The sequence below is a fragment of the Streptomyces sp. NBC_00572 genome, assembly GCF_026341815.1.
Lineage (GTDB): Bacteria > Actinomycetota > Actinomycetes > Streptomycetales > Streptomycetaceae > Streptomyces.
This window is the reverse complement of record NZ_JAPENX010000001.1, coordinates 2,616,810-2,630,079: the sequence shown is the minus strand read 5'-3', so window position 1 is coordinate 2,630,079 and position 13,270 is coordinate 2,616,810. Positions and strand designations below refer to the sequence as shown.

General features: G+C 71.8%; 15 protein-coding genes. 7 read left to right on the top strand and 8 right to left on the bottom strand.

Going from position 1 to position 13,270, the window contains the following annotated elements:
* Positions 1 to 40: 40 nt before the first annotated feature.
* The 3 genes from OG514_RS12010 to OG514_RS12000 all read left to right on the top strand — a co-directional run bounded on the left by OG514_RS12010 (position 41) and on the right by OG514_RS12000 (position 2,711).
* Entirely contained in the window at positions 41 to 664 is a 624-nt protein-coding gene (locus OG514_RS12010; RefSeq protein ID WP_266893734.1) for a response regulator transcription factor, read from the top strand.
* Positions 665 to 928: 264 nt separating this feature from the next.
* Entirely contained in the window at positions 929 to 2,299 is a 1,371-nt protein-coding gene (locus tag OG514_RS12005) for an FAD-binding oxidoreductase (RefSeq protein ID WP_266893732.1), read from the top strand.
* A 184-nt stretch (positions 2,300 to 2,483) separates the two neighbouring features.
* Positions 2,484 to 2,711 (top strand): DUF6243 family protein, encoded by a 228-nt coding sequence (locus tag OG514_RS12000; protein ID WP_266893730.1) that lies wholly within the window; start codon positions 2,484 to 2,486, stop codon positions 2,709 to 2,711.
* A 29-nt stretch (positions 2,712 to 2,740) separates the two neighbouring features.
* On the opposite strand, the gene OG514_RS11995 is transcribed toward OG514_RS12000, so the two are convergent.
* The 3 genes from OG514_RS11995 to OG514_RS11985 are packed head-to-tail and all read right to left on the bottom strand — an operon-like array spanning position 2,741 to position 5,411.
* Positions 2,741 to 3,436 carry a response regulator transcription factor gene (locus OG514_RS11995; protein WP_266893728.1) on the bottom strand — a complete coding sequence of 232 codons (696 nt, stop codon included), beginning with the start codon at positions 3,434 to 3,436 and terminating at the stop codon, positions 2,741 to 2,743.
* Positions 3,433 to 4,608: a sensor histidine kinase gene (locus OG514_RS11990; protein ID WP_266893726.1), complete on the bottom strand. Its 1,176-nt coding sequence runs from the start codon at positions 4,606 to 4,608 to the stop codon at positions 3,433 to 3,435. Before OG514_RS11990 ends, OG514_RS11995 begins: the two co-directional genes overlap by 4 nt.
* A gap of 17 nt (positions 4,609 to 4,625) precedes the next feature.
* Entirely contained in the window at positions 4,626 to 5,411 is a 786-nt protein-coding gene (locus tag OG514_RS11985; protein WP_266893724.1) for a hypothetical protein, read from the bottom strand.
* Positions 5,412 to 5,714: 303 nt separating this feature from the next.
* Here OG514_RS11985 and OG514_RS11980 point away from each other — a divergent pair, with 303 nt between their 5' ends.
* A complete protein-coding gene (locus OG514_RS11980) occupies positions 5,715 to 6,440 on the top strand; it encodes a GNAT family N-acetyltransferase (RefSeq protein WP_266893722.1) in 726 nt (241 codons plus the stop codon).
* 52 nt (positions 6,441 to 6,492) lie between these two features.
* Here OG514_RS11980 and OG514_RS11975 read toward each other — a convergent pair whose 3' ends face one another.
* Complete coding sequence (locus OG514_RS11975) at positions 6,493 to 7,923, bottom strand: PLP-dependent aminotransferase family protein (RefSeq protein WP_266893720.1); 1,431 nt, start codon at positions 7,921 to 7,923, stop codon at positions 6,493 to 6,495.
* Between OG514_RS11975 and OG514_RS11970 the strand changes: the two genes are divergently transcribed.
* The 3 genes from OG514_RS11970 to OG514_RS11960 all read left to right on the top strand — a co-directional run bounded on the left by OG514_RS11970 (position 7,922) and on the right by OG514_RS11960 (position 11,634).
* Positions 7,922 to 9,175: an aminotransferase class V-fold PLP-dependent enzyme gene (locus tag OG514_RS11970; protein WP_266893718.1), complete on the top strand. Its 1,254-nt coding sequence runs from the start codon at positions 7,922 to 7,924 to the stop codon at positions 9,173 to 9,175. The two genes, OG514_RS11975 and OG514_RS11970, sit on opposite strands and share 2 nt — an antisense overlap.
* Before the next feature lie 8 nt (positions 9,176 to 9,183).
* Positions 9,184 to 10,476 carry an MFS transporter gene (locus OG514_RS11965; RefSeq protein ID WP_266893716.1) on the top strand — a complete coding sequence of 431 codons (1,293 nt, stop codon included), beginning with the start codon at positions 9,184 to 9,186 and terminating at the stop codon, positions 10,474 to 10,476.
* A 327-nt stretch (positions 10,477 to 10,803) separates the two neighbouring features.
* On the top strand, positions 10,804 to 11,634 hold the full coding sequence (locus OG514_RS11960; protein ID WP_266893714.1) for a hypothetical protein: 831 nt from the start codon (positions 10,804 to 10,806) through the stop codon (positions 11,632 to 11,634).
* Between the two features lie 33 nt (positions 11,635 to 11,667).
* Here the strand turns inward: OG514_RS11960 and OG514_RS11955 are convergent, their stop codons facing one another.
* From OG514_RS11955 to OG514_RS11940, 4 genes are all read right to left on the bottom strand, one after another.
* A complete protein-coding gene (locus tag OG514_RS11955) occupies positions 11,668 to 11,940 on the bottom strand; it encodes a hypothetical protein (RefSeq protein ID WP_266893712.1) in 273 nt (90 codons plus the stop codon).
* A 40-nt stretch (positions 11,941 to 11,980) separates the two neighbouring features.
* Positions 11,981 to 12,247, bottom strand: coding sequence for a hypothetical protein (locus tag OG514_RS11950; protein WP_266893710.1), 267 nt, complete (start codon positions 12,245 to 12,247; stop codon positions 11,981 to 11,983).
* Between the two features lie 104 nt (positions 12,248 to 12,351).
* Positions 12,352 to 12,579: a hypothetical protein gene (locus OG514_RS11945; RefSeq protein ID WP_266893708.1), complete on the bottom strand. Its 228-nt coding sequence runs from the start codon at positions 12,577 to 12,579 to the stop codon at positions 12,352 to 12,354.
* 4 nt (positions 12,580 to 12,583) lie between these two features.
* The gene (locus OG514_RS11940; RefSeq protein WP_266893706.1) at positions 12,584 to 13,138 is read right to left on the bottom strand and encodes a DUF5994 family protein; all 555 of its coding nucleotides are present in this window, start codon (positions 13,136 to 13,138) and stop codon (positions 12,584 to 12,586) included.
* Positions 13,139 to 13,270 lie beyond the last annotated feature (132 nt).

The following is a 13,270-nucleotide window of genomic DNA, read 5'->3' as shown; positions in this document are numbered from 1 at the left end:
GGCCACAACCGCGGCCGCGAGCACGAGCCGAGGACGCCGGTTGCGCGTCGTCCTGGCCGACGACCATACGGTCATGCGCGCCGGACTTGTCGCGCTGCTGGCCTCCGAACCCACCATCGACATCGTCGGCGAGGCGGGAGACGGCCGCGAGGCCGTACGGCTCGTCGAACAGCTCGACCCGGACGTGGTGCTCCTCGACCTGCGGATGCCCGTACTCGACGGAGTGGGCGCCACCACCGAGATCGTCGGAAGCGGCGCGCGGACCCGGGTCCTCATCCTGACCACCTACGACACCGACGCGGACATCGAGCGGGGCGTCGAGGCGGGGGCCACCGGCTATCTCCTCAAGGACGCCACCCGTGACCAGCTGGTCGAAGCCATCCACTCCGCCTCCCGGGGCGAAACCGTCCTCGCCCCGCGCGTCGCGCAACGGCTCGTGGCCAAGATGCGCCGGCCCGTGCCCGTAGCACTCACCGCGCGGGAGGCGGACGTGCTGCGCGCGGTCGCCGACGGATTGTCCAACGCGGAGATCGGTCGGCGTCTCTTCATCGGAGAGGCCACGGTGAAGACCCATCTCCTGCGGATCTTCGCGAAGCTCGACGTCAGCGACCGCACGCGCGCCGTGGTCGTGGCGATGAACAGCGGGCTCCTGGAGCAGCGGTAGCCCGGCTGTGAACACCCGAAAGCCCCAGGTCGCAGACCTGGGGCTGGGTCATGGCACGGCCTCCACAGATCTCGGGTTGAGGCCTCGCGCCACAGGCGTAGCGTGGAAGGGGCCGAGCTCGGTGAGCCGGGTGCGTGGCTGGGTGTGGCATTCCACAGAGAGCCCGGCCGCACGATGCCCGCCTGAGCCGGCCCCGATGCCCGCCTTTGGCGTCGCGCCCTCCCTGGCGGAGCCGGCGGGGTAGAGGCACGAGGAGCGATCGCTATGGGCAAGCTCTCGATCGAGCAGTTGCGTGAACGTGTCCGGGGGGCGGTCACCACCCCTGACGACGATGGCTACGACGAGGCGCGCGAGGTCCGCAACGCCATGATCGACAGGAGGCCGGCCGCCGTCGCGCGCTGCGTCAACGCGGGCGACGTCATGGCAGCGGTCGACTTCGCGCGCGAGAACGAGGTCGACCTGGCGGTGCGTGGCGGCGGGCACAGCGTGCCCGGTTTCGGTACCTGCGACGGCGGCGTCGTGGCCGATCTGTCGGGGATGCGGGGCGTGCGGGTCGATCCCGTGCGGCGGACGGCACGCGCCGAGGGCGGCGCGACCTGGGGTGACTTCAACGCGGCGACGCACGCCTTCGGTCTGGCGACGACCGGGGGGATCATCTCGACCACGGGTGTCGGCGGACTCACCCTGGGCGGCGGTATCGGCTATCTCGCCCGTGGACTCGGCCTGAGCTGCGACAACCTGATCTCCGCCGACGTGGTGACCGCGGACGGGAAGCTGCTCGTCGCGAACGAGGAGGAGAACGACGACCTCTTCTGGGCCCTTCGTGGAGGCGGCGGCAACTTCGGCGCGGTCACCTCCTTCGAGTTCCGGCTCAGCCCCGTCAAGGACATCTACGGCGGGCCGATGCTCTACGAGCTGGAGGACGCCGCCACCGTGCTGCGCTCCTTCGCCGACTACATCGCCGACGCGCCGGAGGAACTCGGCGGCTTCCCGGCCTTCCAGCTGGCCCCGCCGCTCCCGTTCATCCCGGAGAACCGGCACGGCGACCCGTTCGTCCTGATCGTGGCGTGCTGGGCGGGCCCGCTGGACGAGGGGCCGCGCGCCCTCCAGGCCTTCCACGACTTCGCGCCGGTGGTCGCCGAGCACGTCGGCCCCATGCCGTATCCCGCGCTCAACAGCGCCTTCGACGCGCTGGTGCCGCCCGGCCTCCAGCACTACTGGAAGGCCAACTTCGTGACCGACCTCAGCGACGCCGCGATCGAGGCGCACCTGCGGTACGGGCCACGCCTGCCGGCCGTGAACTCGACGGTCCACATCTACCCCATCAACGGTGCCTGCCACCGCGTCGCACCGGACGCGACGGCCTTCGCCTACCGGGACGCCTCGTTCGCCACCGTCCTCGCCGGCATGTGGCCCGACCCGTCCGCGAACGAGGCCAACATCGCGTGGGTCCGCGACTACTACGAAGCGACCGCCCCCCACTCGGAGGAAGGCGGATACATCAACTTCATGGCCGACGACGACCAGGACCGGATCAGGGCCAACTACAGGACCAACTACGACCGCCTCGTCGAGGTCAAGCGGAAGTACGACGCGGGAAACCTGTTCCACCTGAACCAGAACATCAAGCCCTAGGGGGGCGGCGGAAAGCTTGGTGTGCCGGGCCGACGGAACCGGGTAACGTCATTGTCATGTTCTTCCATACGCCGATTCACGAGTGAGAGTGTGATGGGCCCCCGCTGACGTCCTCGGACGCCGCCGGACCCGTCGCCCCACCGATGAATCCGTACATCACTTCGCATCATTACCGGGAGAACCCATGACCGTGAGCAAGAACATCAACAACCCCGTCGGCCAGGGCGGCGGCCAGCGCAAGAGGCTGTCCCGCGCCGAGCGGCAGAACAACGGTCCGCACCGCAACCTCGACCGCAAGGGTGCCGCCGACCAGAAGGCGGAGCTGGTGCGCAAGATGCGCGAGAAGGCAGGCGCGGCCGAGGGTACGGCCGAGGGCGCCGGGCAGACGGGCGACGACACCGCACAGAGCTGACGGTCGCACCGCCGCCGTGCGGTCGGCGTTCACACGCCGCCGTCGGAGGCCGACACCACTCCCGACTCGTACGCGGCGATCACCAGCTGGGCGCGGTCGCGGGCGGCCAGCTTGGACAGCAGACGGCCGATGTGGGTCTTCACGGTGCCCATGCTCAGATGCAGGCGCGCCGTGATCTCGTCGTTCGACAGGCCCCGCGCGATCAGCTTCAGGACCTCGCGCTCCCGCTCCGTCACCCCGGCCAGAAGGGCCGGGTCGTGGTTCCGGACCGGGTCCGGGTCCCGGTCCTGGCGGCGGGTGAACTCCTCGATGAGGCGGCGGGTCACCGACGGAGCCAGCAGGGAGTCGCCCGTGGCGACGACCCGGATGGCGGCGAGCACCTCCGCGGGCGGAGCGTCCTTGAGCAGGAAGCCCGCCGCGCCGGCCCGCAGCGCCGCGTAGACGTACTCGTCGAGGTCGAACGTGGTCAGGATCAGTACCCGTGCGCCGGCGGTCTCCGGGGATCCACAGATCTGCCGCGTCGCCTCGATGCCGTCCATGACCGGCATCCGGACGTCCATCAGGACCACGTCCGGTCGGTGCAGGCGGGCGAGCTCGACGGCCTCCGCCCCGTCGCCCGCCTCTCCTACGGCGGTGAGGCCGGGTTCGTTCTCGACGAGGATCCGGAAGGAACCGCGCAGCAGCACCTGGTCGTCGACGACGAGCACCCGGGTCGCGTCCGTCATGCGTTCCTCCTCACGCCGTCCTGCGGCAGGCGGGCGGAGACCGCGAAGCCTCCCCCGGGGCGCGGGCGCGGGCCCGCGCTGAACGTCCCGCCGTACATCATGGCCCGCTCCCGCATGCCGACCAGGCCGTGCCCCCCGACCCGCTCGGTGTCGGCGCCCCGCACGCCGTCGTCCGTGACGTCGATCCGCACTTCGCGCAGGTCGGCCTCGACCGTCACCCGGCAGCGTGCGGGGGCCGCGTGCTTCACCACGTTGGTGAGGGACTCCTGCACGATCCGGTGAACGGCCAGGGCGATGCCGGCGGGCAGACCGGAGTCCGGGACCCGGACGTCCAACTCGACGTCCACGCCCGCCTGTCGTGCCTGATCGGCCAGCCGGTCGAGCGCGTCGAGGTCGGGCGCCGGGCTCAGCGGGGCGGTGGCCGTGTCGGTGCGCAGCACGCCCAGGGTGCGACGCATCTCGGTCATGGCGGCCCGACTGGTCTGTTCGATGACGCGCAGCGCGTCCACGGCCTCCTCGGGGCGGCGCTGGGCGACGTGCCCGGCGACGCCCGCCTTCACCGCGATCAGGCTGAGGCTGTGCGACACGATGTCGTGCAGTTCCCGTGCGATGCGCAGCCGTTCTTCGGCGATGGCGTGTTCGGTGCGGCGGGCGACGCGGTCTGCTTGCCGGGCGCGGTGGGCCCGTACCGCGAAGCCCGCGGTCCAGCCGCCGCCGAGGACCAGCCAGACGATGGCGGCGACGCCGGCGGCCCCGCTCCAGGTTTCGGCCGGGCTGATCACGGCCTCCCCGGTGAGGACCGCGGCCGCCGAGACGGCGAGCGCGGCGGCGAGCACCGGCACCGAGCGTCGCGGGGGCCTGGTGAGGGCGACCGCGTAGAGGACGAGACCGACCGCGGTCCACGGCTCACGCGTGATGTCCAGGAGGGTGGCGGTGACGGCTCCGGCGAGGGCCGTCACCGCGGCCGGTACGGGCCACGGCCGGCGGACCGCGACCGGGAGGCCGACCGCCGCGGCCACGAGCACACCCGCCCAGACCGGTCCGGTGTAGGCGGGCTGGGTCCCGTCGCCCGACATCCGGGTGAAGCCGGCGTACGTGGCGGCGATCAGCAGCGCGGCAGCCAGGTCGAGCGCGAGCAGATGGCCGTCGCGCCGCCGCCGGGGAACACGCATGGCCCGACCGTACAACGTCAACCCACCTGCCCGATCAGGGTCATGAGGGCGATCGTGGCGATGATCGTCAGGGTCCAGCGCAGGGCTGCCGCGCGCCCGGGCGTCGGGCCGTCACGCAGCACGGTGCTGCCCAGCGGGACGAGGGCGAGGCAGAGGCCCGCGACGGCCACGACCGACAGCGGGGTGGTGCCCTTGAGCACGCCGAGCGGCAGCGCGGAGGTCACCGCCAGGGCGACTGCCCGGACGGGGCCCAGCACGCGCGTCCGCCAGGCCCCGATGGCCAGGAGCAGCCAGCCGCCCATGATCGCGAGGTTCAGGGTGCTGAAGACGTGGAAGGCGCCGTACGTCTCGCCGACGAACCGGGCGGCGGCCTCCACGCCCTGCCGGTCGGCGAGTTGGAAGGCGAGGTGGTCCACCCCCGCGTGGAACGTCCGGGCGAAGAGCCCGAGGACGGCGAGCACACCGCCCCACAGGGCCAGTCCGGGGCTGTGGCGGCCGATCCGGGCCGCGAGTACGGCGAGGGCCGGCCACAGCAGTACCGTCCCCGCGGCGAAGGCGCCGTAGGAGACCGCGATCAGGTGGGGGTGCTCGGCACGGGCGGCGAGTTGCTCCGGGAAGAAGAAGTGGAAGGGCAGCCGCAGCAGGACTCCGGCCCCCAGCAGCACGGGTGCTGCCACCAGCGAGACCCCGCCCACCCACCGCCCGGGGAAGGGCGTGTCACCGCCCCACGCCACAGGCAGCAGTCGAGCCCTGGCCGGGGCGGCGGTGCGGTGTTCGAGGGGGGTACTCCGTGTCGTCGTCATGTCGTGAACGATTCCGCCCGGACGGGCCCTTCCGCGTCGGAGCACGGTCCGCTTCCCGGGTCGGCCCCAGGTCCGACCCCATCGCTCCCCGCAGGTCCGCATCGGACTCCGGTCCGACATCAGGTCTCGGTGCGATTCCCCGGGCAGTGGCGCGGGCCGAAGGTGGCCCAGTCGAGGCGCATGGAATTGGCCTGTGTGAGGGGTCAACTGCGCACTACCGTAAGCGAAATGACGACAAGATCTACTTCTGCCCACCAGCCCACGTCCACGACCACGACCACGTCCACGTCCACGTCCGTTGCCTTGGCCGATGCGCCGAAGCGTCAGGCCCGTAACTCCGCCACCCTTTGGATCGCGACCGGCCGGTCCCGGGGGCATGAGGTCGTCCGGCGCCGTGGGTTCGTCGCGGTCGATGGCGGCGAGCGGGCCGGCATGCGGGTCCTGATCCAGGAGTCCGACCTCGATCCGGGCGAACTGGCCGAGTTGAGCGAGCTGGTTCGCCGGGCCGTGGGCCCGGTGAACGCCGAGGATCCGTTCAGCTCGACCGATCTGAACCATCTGGGCATGCGCAGCTGGCAGATGCCGGTCATGCTGCGTCTGCCCGGGCCCGTCGGCGAACCGGCGCTGGGCGTGATCCGGGTCGAGCGGCCCGAGGACCTCCAGGAGGCCGAGCGGATCGTGATCGAGGGCTTCGAGCTGGCCGGGTTCGAGCCCTACCGCCCCGGGGAGCTGTTCCCGACGGCGCTGATCGGGCAGCCGGGTGTGGACGTGTTCGTCGCCTTGCACGACGGCGTGGCCGCGGGGGCCTGCGTCAGCGTCGTGGACGACGGCATCGGCAGCCACTACTGGGTCGGTACGTCGCCGGCCTTCCGGTCGCGTGGCGTCGGGAGGGCCGTCATGCTCGGCGCCCTCGCCCACGTGGCGGACCTGCCGGTCACCCTCACCGCTTCGAAGCTGGGCAGGCCGCTGTACGAGTCCCTGGGCTACACCGTCGCGGCGCCCTCGACCTGGTGGGCCTCTGCTTCGTGACACCGTCGCGGTGGCGCCCGTCGGCTCGCCGGTGGCTCAGTCCTCCCGCGCCTCACCCTTCCCGCTTCGGGCCGAGATCCATGAGCGCGGCTCCCAGTCGGCGTACCCCCTGCGTCAGCTCCGCATGGTCGGCCGCGGCGGCGAACCCGATGCGCAGGTGGGCGGCCGGTGGTTCGGTGGCGAAGTAGCGGCTGCCGGCGCTCACGGCGACGCCACGCTGCCTGGCGGCGTTCGTGAGTACGGCGTCGTCCACGCCGGGCGGCAGACGGACCCACAGGTGCAGTCCTCCGGTCGGCAGCCCGGACAGGGTCGCGCCCGGGATCTCCTGGGCGACCGCGGCGGCCAGTACGGCGCAGCGCTCGCGCAGCGCCGTACCGAGAGAGCGGACGTGCCGGTCCCAGGACGGGGAGCTGAGCACTTCCAGCGCGGCCTCCTGGAGCGGGCGCGTGACGAAGAAGTCGTCGACCAGGCGCACCGCCCGCATGCGCTCCATGACCGGCCCGCGGGCCACCAGTGCCCCGATCCGCAGGCTGGGTGCGGCGGGCTTGGTGAGTGAGGTGACGTGGACGACCGTGCCGTCGCGGTCGTCGGCGACCAGCGGCCGCGGCACCGCGCCGCCGTGTCCCAGGTGCCGTGCGAAGTCGTCCTCGATCACGAACGCGCCCGAGGCGCGCGCCACGTCGAGGATCTGGCGACGCCGCTCGGGTGCAAGCACGGTGCCGGTCGGGTTCTGGAAGGTCGGCTGGCAGTACAGCAGGCGTGCGCCGGTCATCGCGAACGCGTCGGCCAGCAGGTCGGGCCGCAGCCCGTCGGCGTCGAGCGGGACCGGCACCGGCCGCAGTCCCGCGGCGCGGGCGGCGGTCAGGGCGCGCGGATAGGTGGGCGACTCCACCAGGACCGGGCTGCCGGGTCCGGCGATGGCCCGGAACGCGATCGACAGGGCGCTCTGTCCGCCGGCGGTGACCAGGACGTCCTGCGGTGCCACGCTGCCGCCGACGATGCGGGCGAACGCGGTGCGCAGCGACGTCAGACCGCCGGCCGGGGCGCGGTCCCAGGCGTCCGGACGGCGCGCTGCCCGCGCCAGCGCCGCGCTCAGGGCCCGCGTGGGCTGGAGCGAGCGGTGCACGTAGCCGCCGTCCAGGGAAATCGTCCCGGCCGGTGGAGGTCCGAGCGGGTCGGCGATCAGGTGCGTGTCGACGGCGCGGTCCGTGAGGGCGACCGTCTGCCAGTCGGTGCTGGTGCCGGGGTCGGAGTCCTCGTCGTGGAGCCGGGTGCGCTGCGCCACGTACGTCCCGCTGCCCGGGCGGGTCACCACCGCCCCCTCCGCGGCCAGTGCGGCGATGGCCCGTGCCACGGTCGCGGGGCCGACCCGGTACTCCTTGATCAGCTCGCGGCTGCTCGGCAGTCGGTCGCCGGGCGAGAGCCGGGAGAGCAGTGTCCGAAGGCTGTCGGCCAACTCGCCAGAAGTGCTACCGTCATTCATGAGAGACGAGAATAGCGCTACTGGCCCTGGTTCAGAAGCACTTCAGCTGGACGTCGCCGCCCTGCGGGCCGACACCCCGGGGTGCCGGAAGGTCATCCACTTCAACAACGCGGGCTGCGGCCTGCTGGCCACCCCCGTACTCGACGTGATGGTCGGCCATCTGAACCTCGAAGCACGGATGGGCGGTTACGAGGCGTCGGCCGCCCGCGCCACCGAAGTGCGCGCGTTCTACGCGGAGATCGCCGCCCTCATCAACACCACGCCCGACAACATCGCCTTCGCGGGCAGCGCCACGCACGCCTACGCCAACGCCCTGTCCTCGATCCCCTTCGAGGCCGACGACGTCATCCTCACGACCCGTGACGACTTCGTCTCCAACCAGATCGCCTTCCTGTCCCTGCGCAAGCGATTCGGCGTACGCATCGTCCACGCACCCGACACCCCCGACGGAGGCGTCGACGTGGAGGCGATGGCCGCGCTGATGCGGACCCACCGGCCCCGCCTGGTGTCCGCCACCCATGTCCCCACCAACTCGGGACTCGTCTCGCCGATCGCCGAGATCGGCCGGCACTGCCGGGAGCTGGACCTGCTCTACCTGGTGGACGCGTGCCAATCGGTGGGCCAGTTCGTCATCGACGTGGAGGAGATCGGCTGCGACCTCCTCACCGCCACCTGCCGCAAATTCCTCCGCGGCCCGCGCGGCTCCGGATTCCTGTACGTATCCGATCGCGTCCTGCGGGCGGGCTACGAACCGCTGTTCATCGACATGCACGGGGCCCGCTGGACCGCGCCGGGTGCATACGAGCCCGTCCCGACGGCGGCCCGGTTCGAGGAATGGGAGTTCCCCTACGCCACCGTGCTCGGCAGCGCCGCCGCGACGCGCTACGCCCGCGAGGTCGGCATCGAGGCCATCGAGCAGCGCACACCCGCGCTCGCGGCCCGGCTGCGCGACCGGCTCGAACTCGTCCCGGGGGTGCGGGTGCTCGACCGCGGTCCGCGACTGGCCGCGCTCGTCACCTTCGCGGTGGAGGGCTGGCAGCCCCAGCCGTTCAAGGCGGCCATGGACGCCCGCGGCATCAACTCGGCGCTCAGCTTCCGCGAGTTCGCGCAGTTCGACTTCGGGGACAAGGGCATCGAATGGTGCCTGCGCCTGTCGCCGCACTACTACAACACCGAGGAGGAGGTGGACCACGTCGCCGACACGGTCGCCGAACTCGTCCGCCAGGCACCCGACCGCCGACGGCGCCGGTGACGGCGCCGGTGACCGCCCTCCAGGCGCCCACCGCGGAGCCGCCCCCGGAAAGCCTCTGGCGCAACGGCGACTTCCTCAGGTTCTGGCTCGGCGAGACGCTGTCCCTGCTGGGCACCCAGGTCACGAACCTGGCCCTGCCGCTGACCGCGATCACCGCCTTCGACGCCAGCGACGAACAGGTCGGTGTCCTGCGGTTCCTGCAGCTCGTCCCGTACCTCGGGCTCGCCCTGATCTTCGGTGTGTGGGTGGACCGGGCCCGGCGGCGGCGGATCATGCTCGGCGCCAACCTCGTCCGGATGGTCCTGCTGGCCCTCGTGCCCGTCCTGTACTGGACGGACGCGCTCGGCATGGTCTCGCTGCTGCTGATCGCCTGTGCCGTCGGCGTCGCCTCGGTGCTGTTCGACGTGAGCTGGATGTCCTACGTGCCGACCCTGGTGCGCGGTCCCGAACGCTACGTCGAGGCCGGCGCGAAGATGGGGATGAGCTCGTCGGCGGCCGAGGTGGCGGGACCCGGGCTCGCCGGTGTCCTGGTCGGCGCCCTGACCGCGCCCGTGGCGCTGATCGCGGACGCGTTCTCCTATCTGGCGTCCGTGGTTTCGCTGTTGCTCATCCGCACCCCCGAGCCGCGGCCCGAGCCCGCGACCGTGAAACGCCACGTGCCGACCGAACTCCGCGACGGTCTGCGCTGGGTGCTGGGGAATCCGGTCCTGCGCTCGCTCGCGCTCATCGGGTTCTGCTGCAACTTCTCGATGGTCACCGTGTGGACCATGTTCCTCCTCTACGGGACACGAGACGTGCACCTGGGATCGACGGCCCTCGGCGGTGTCCTGGCGACCGCCTCGGTAGGCGGTCTGATCGGCGCGGCGATCTCCCGCAAGGTGATCCGACGCTTCCGGCTCGGGCTGGTCTACCTCGTCGCGCAGTCGGCCCTTCTCCTCGGCCCCCTGCTGATCGTCCTGGCCGCCGGCCCCCGGCCGGTGATGGTGGGGATGTTCGTCCTCTCCTTCTTCACCAGCTACCTCGGCCTCGGTGTCGCCGGCGTCGTCATCGTCAGCCTGCGCCAGGCCAGTACCCCGCAGTCGATGATGGGCCGGATGACAGCGGTCTTCCGCACCCTGCTGTTCGGTGGCGGCGCCCTCGGCGGCCTGTCCGCGGGCCTGCTGTCGGGCCGGCTCGGTGCCCACGGCGCGTTGACCGTCGCGGCGATCGGATCCGCCGCCGTGCTGATCGCGCTCGTCCTGTCACCCGTGAGCCGACTCGCCGCCCTGCCGACGGAACCGCCGGCCGAGAGGAGGTCCTGATCCGCGCCCGCCCGTTCTCCTGGCGACCCACGGAGGGTGCGGCGCGGTCGAACCGGTCGGGACGATGACGGGCCCAGGGCGGATCTCACGACAACTCCGCCCGGCCGCACGCTTGAGGTTCCCGGCGGTCGGCAGGCTGCGCAACGGACCCAGGCGGTACGCGTCCAGCTGGGGCGACGTACCGGCCGCATCCTCCGTCCAAGCCTGTTGGGTGCGATCGTGGCGAAGGCTGCCGCACTGAGCATCAAGACCACCCCACCGGACCGCCACTATCGTGACTTGGCCTCCTCCCCGATGTCGGCGGTTTCCGCGACTAGCCTCCGCATCATGCTGCGTATCGTCGACACCCGTACCGGCCATCTCGTGGAGATTCCCTCCGTACGCCGTCATCTGCTGAGCATCTGCGTCCACCTGCCGGCCGGCGACGTCGGGCTCGGCCTGGGGGACCTGCGGGCGCTCCTGGTCGGTGACGTACTGGCGCGCACAGTGGAGCTGCACGGCCTGCAGTCCCGCACGTTCCGTACCTTGCCGGACCTGCCGGACGAGCAGGCCGAGGCGCTTGACCGCTCCCTGTCCGCCCTTGGCGTCCACCCGCCCGACACCGTCGGTGTTCACCATCCGAAGGGAACGCTCTGCGCCGCTGCCGACGTTCACGTCCACGCGTACGGGACCGCGGCACAGGACGCGGTCGGCGGGGTCCGTATCGACGTGGGCCAGGTCGGCCCGGCATCGGGGGAGAGGGGCGTCGCGGACCGTGCCCACCTCCCGTCCCCAGGGCTCCTGGGGGCCGTCGCCCCGGAGGGCGCCGATCCGCTGGCCATGAGGATGTTGATGCTCGGCCACGCCTACCGCACGCCGGTCTTCGTCACCAGTACTGCGCTCGAAGAGGCCCGGCGGACGCTGGCGGACTGGCGGCAGCTGGTGGCCGACTGGGCACAGGAGCCGTCCCGGCCGATGCCTGCCGATGTGCTGCGACACGCCCATGACGTGCTGGCTGAAGATCTCGGCGTCCCCGCCGTCCTGGACGCGCTGCTCACCGTGGCGACGCGCGCCGACGTACCGGCCGGTGCCAAGTTCGAGACGTTCGCGTTTCTCGACCGCGTCCTCGGACTGGACCTCGCGCGCGAGGTGGGTCACCAGCACCGGGCAGCGACATGACGTCGGGAGGAGCGGGCCAACGGGCAGTCCGGCTCAGCCGCGTTCTTCCTCTTCGGCTTCCATGCGGCGGATTCCCTGGTGGGTCAGGGAGACCATCGAGGGTGTGTTGCCCGGTTCCCAGTCGACGGTGATCAGGTCCTCGCCGGCGAGGTACGTGCATGCGGCGGCCAGGTCTTCCTCCGGGATGCGCAGGTCGTTCCGCAGCTTCCGCCCCGGGACTCCGAGGAGACGGTTGCCTTCGGTGGCTTCGTAGAGGGCGGTCAGGACTCGTTCGCGGTAGCCCTGTCGCTCGCGGAGTGTCGCCATGACCGAGTCCTTTCATGCGTGTGAGGAAGGCCGACGCTCCTCACACCTCGTCGACGTGGGTGCCGGCGCGAGAGGTCGGTCTGCTGGTGGCGAGCCAGGAGAGGGCGGGTTCCGCGCCGGATCCGGTGTCGACGGTGAGGTGGAGCCGTGTGCCACCTTCGGGCACGGGGTAGCTGCGCTGTTCCGCCCCGGCGAAGGAGCAGCGGATCACTTGGGCGACCGCGCGGGCGGCTTCGGGGGTGGCGGCGACGATGCGGATCTCGGCGTGTCCGGCCGAGGGCAGGGTCGCGGTGTCGGTGGGGTACAAGGTGCGTGATCCCTTCCGAGGGCGAGCGAGAAGCCGGCGGGTGGGTTGTCCCGGGTGTCGGGTGCCCCACCCGCGGCCTTCGGTCGGAGGAATGGTCCAGGTGATCAGGGCCAGGTGCCCGTGATCCGGCGGCGGGAGGCTTGCGCTGCCGAGGTGTCTTGCTCCGTCGGCGTGGGGTGGCTGTGGCCGGGCGGTCGGCGAATGGCCGGGAAGGGGTCGCCGAAGTGGTGGGCGGCGATGCGTGCGTCGTGCTGGGCGTTGAGCCGGTGGATCAGGCGGATGCCGAGCGCGATCATGAGGGCGATGACGGCGAGCGTGATCAGGGTTTCCATGGGGTCACCTCCGCGGGTTTCCGGGCATGGCGATCATCCGCGCGCCGACGACCGGGTGTCGGAGTGGCGGCAGGGCGGACCCGCCGTCGGTGTCCCAGGCGTCCTCGCTGCTGCGGGCGTCTCGCATACGGCGGCCGGTCGCGGCCTCGTCGGACATCAGGGCACCGGCGGCCAGGACGCTGCCGGGGATGGCGGCGGCAGCCATCAGCCGGGCGGCGGCCGCGGGTTCGGTCTCGGGTGGGATCACCAGCAGGTCGCAGCGGCCGACGGTGTAGGAGAGCAGGATCATCTTGTCGGGATCCTGTTCGGTGAACCAGCCGACGTGCACGGTGTGCCCGGTGACGGCGACCTTGTGCGGGACGACGGGCCAGCGGGTGGGGTTCACCGCGACGCGTGTGATGCGTCCGAAGTGCTCCTCCAGTGCGTCGACCAGAGGCGGAAGTTCGGCGGCCAGGTCATGCGAACGAGGCCACCAGGCGCCGTCCAGGAGGCCGACGAGGGTGGTCTTCGGCGTCAGCGAAAGGCGCGCCGAAAGCGTGGGTGCCAGGGAGGTGGTCATGACCGCGGACCCGTCTCCGGGCCGCCCTGCAGGGCGGCCCAGTGTCTTGATCGCCGGAAACGACGTCCGCTTGGGAGCGGGTGCTCGACTTACTCCCGGTACTTTCAGCGTACTCCGCCCAGCGGTCGGACG

Coding starts and splice junctions, on each gene's coding strand:
- OG514_RS11985 (WP_266893724.1), bottom strand. CDS start 5,411: ATGACGACGACACGGAGTACCCCCCTCGAACACCGCACCGCCGCCCCG.
- OG514_RS11970 (WP_266893718.1), top strand. CDS start 7,922: ATGAGAGACGAGAATAGCGCTACTGGCCCTGGTTCAGAAGCACTTCAG.
- OG514_RS11940 (WP_266893706.1), bottom strand. CDS start 13,138: ATGACCACCTCCCTGGCACCCACGCTTTCGGCGCGCCTTTCGCTGACG.
- OG514_RS12005 (WP_266893732.1), top strand. CDS start 929: ATGGGCAAGCTCTCGATCGAGCAGTTGCGTGAACGTGTCCGGGGGGCG.
- OG514_RS11975 (WP_266893720.1), bottom strand. CDS start 7,923: ATGAATGACGGTAGCACTTCTGGCGAGTTGGCCGACAGCCTTCGGACA.
- OG514_RS12000 (WP_266893730.1), top strand. CDS start 2,484: ATGACCGTGAGCAAGAACATCAACAACCCCGTCGGCCAGGGCGGCGGC.
- OG514_RS11945 (WP_266893708.1), bottom strand. CDS start 12,579: ATGGAAACCCTGATCACGCTCGCCGTCATCGCCCTCATGATCGCGCTC.
- OG514_RS11955 (WP_266893712.1), bottom strand. CDS start 11,940: ATGGCGACACTCCGCGAGCGACAGGGCTACCGCGAACGAGTCCTGACC.
- OG514_RS11960 (WP_266893714.1), top strand. CDS start 10,804: ATGCTGCGTATCGTCGACACCCGTACCGGCCATCTCGTGGAGATTCCC.
- OG514_RS11990 (WP_266893726.1), bottom strand. CDS start 4,608: ATGCGTGTTCCCCGGCGGCGGCGCGACGGCCATCTGCTCGCGCTCGAC.
- OG514_RS11995 (WP_266893728.1), bottom strand. CDS start 3,436: ATGACGGACGCGACCCGGGTGCTCGTCGTCGACGACCAGGTGCTGCTG.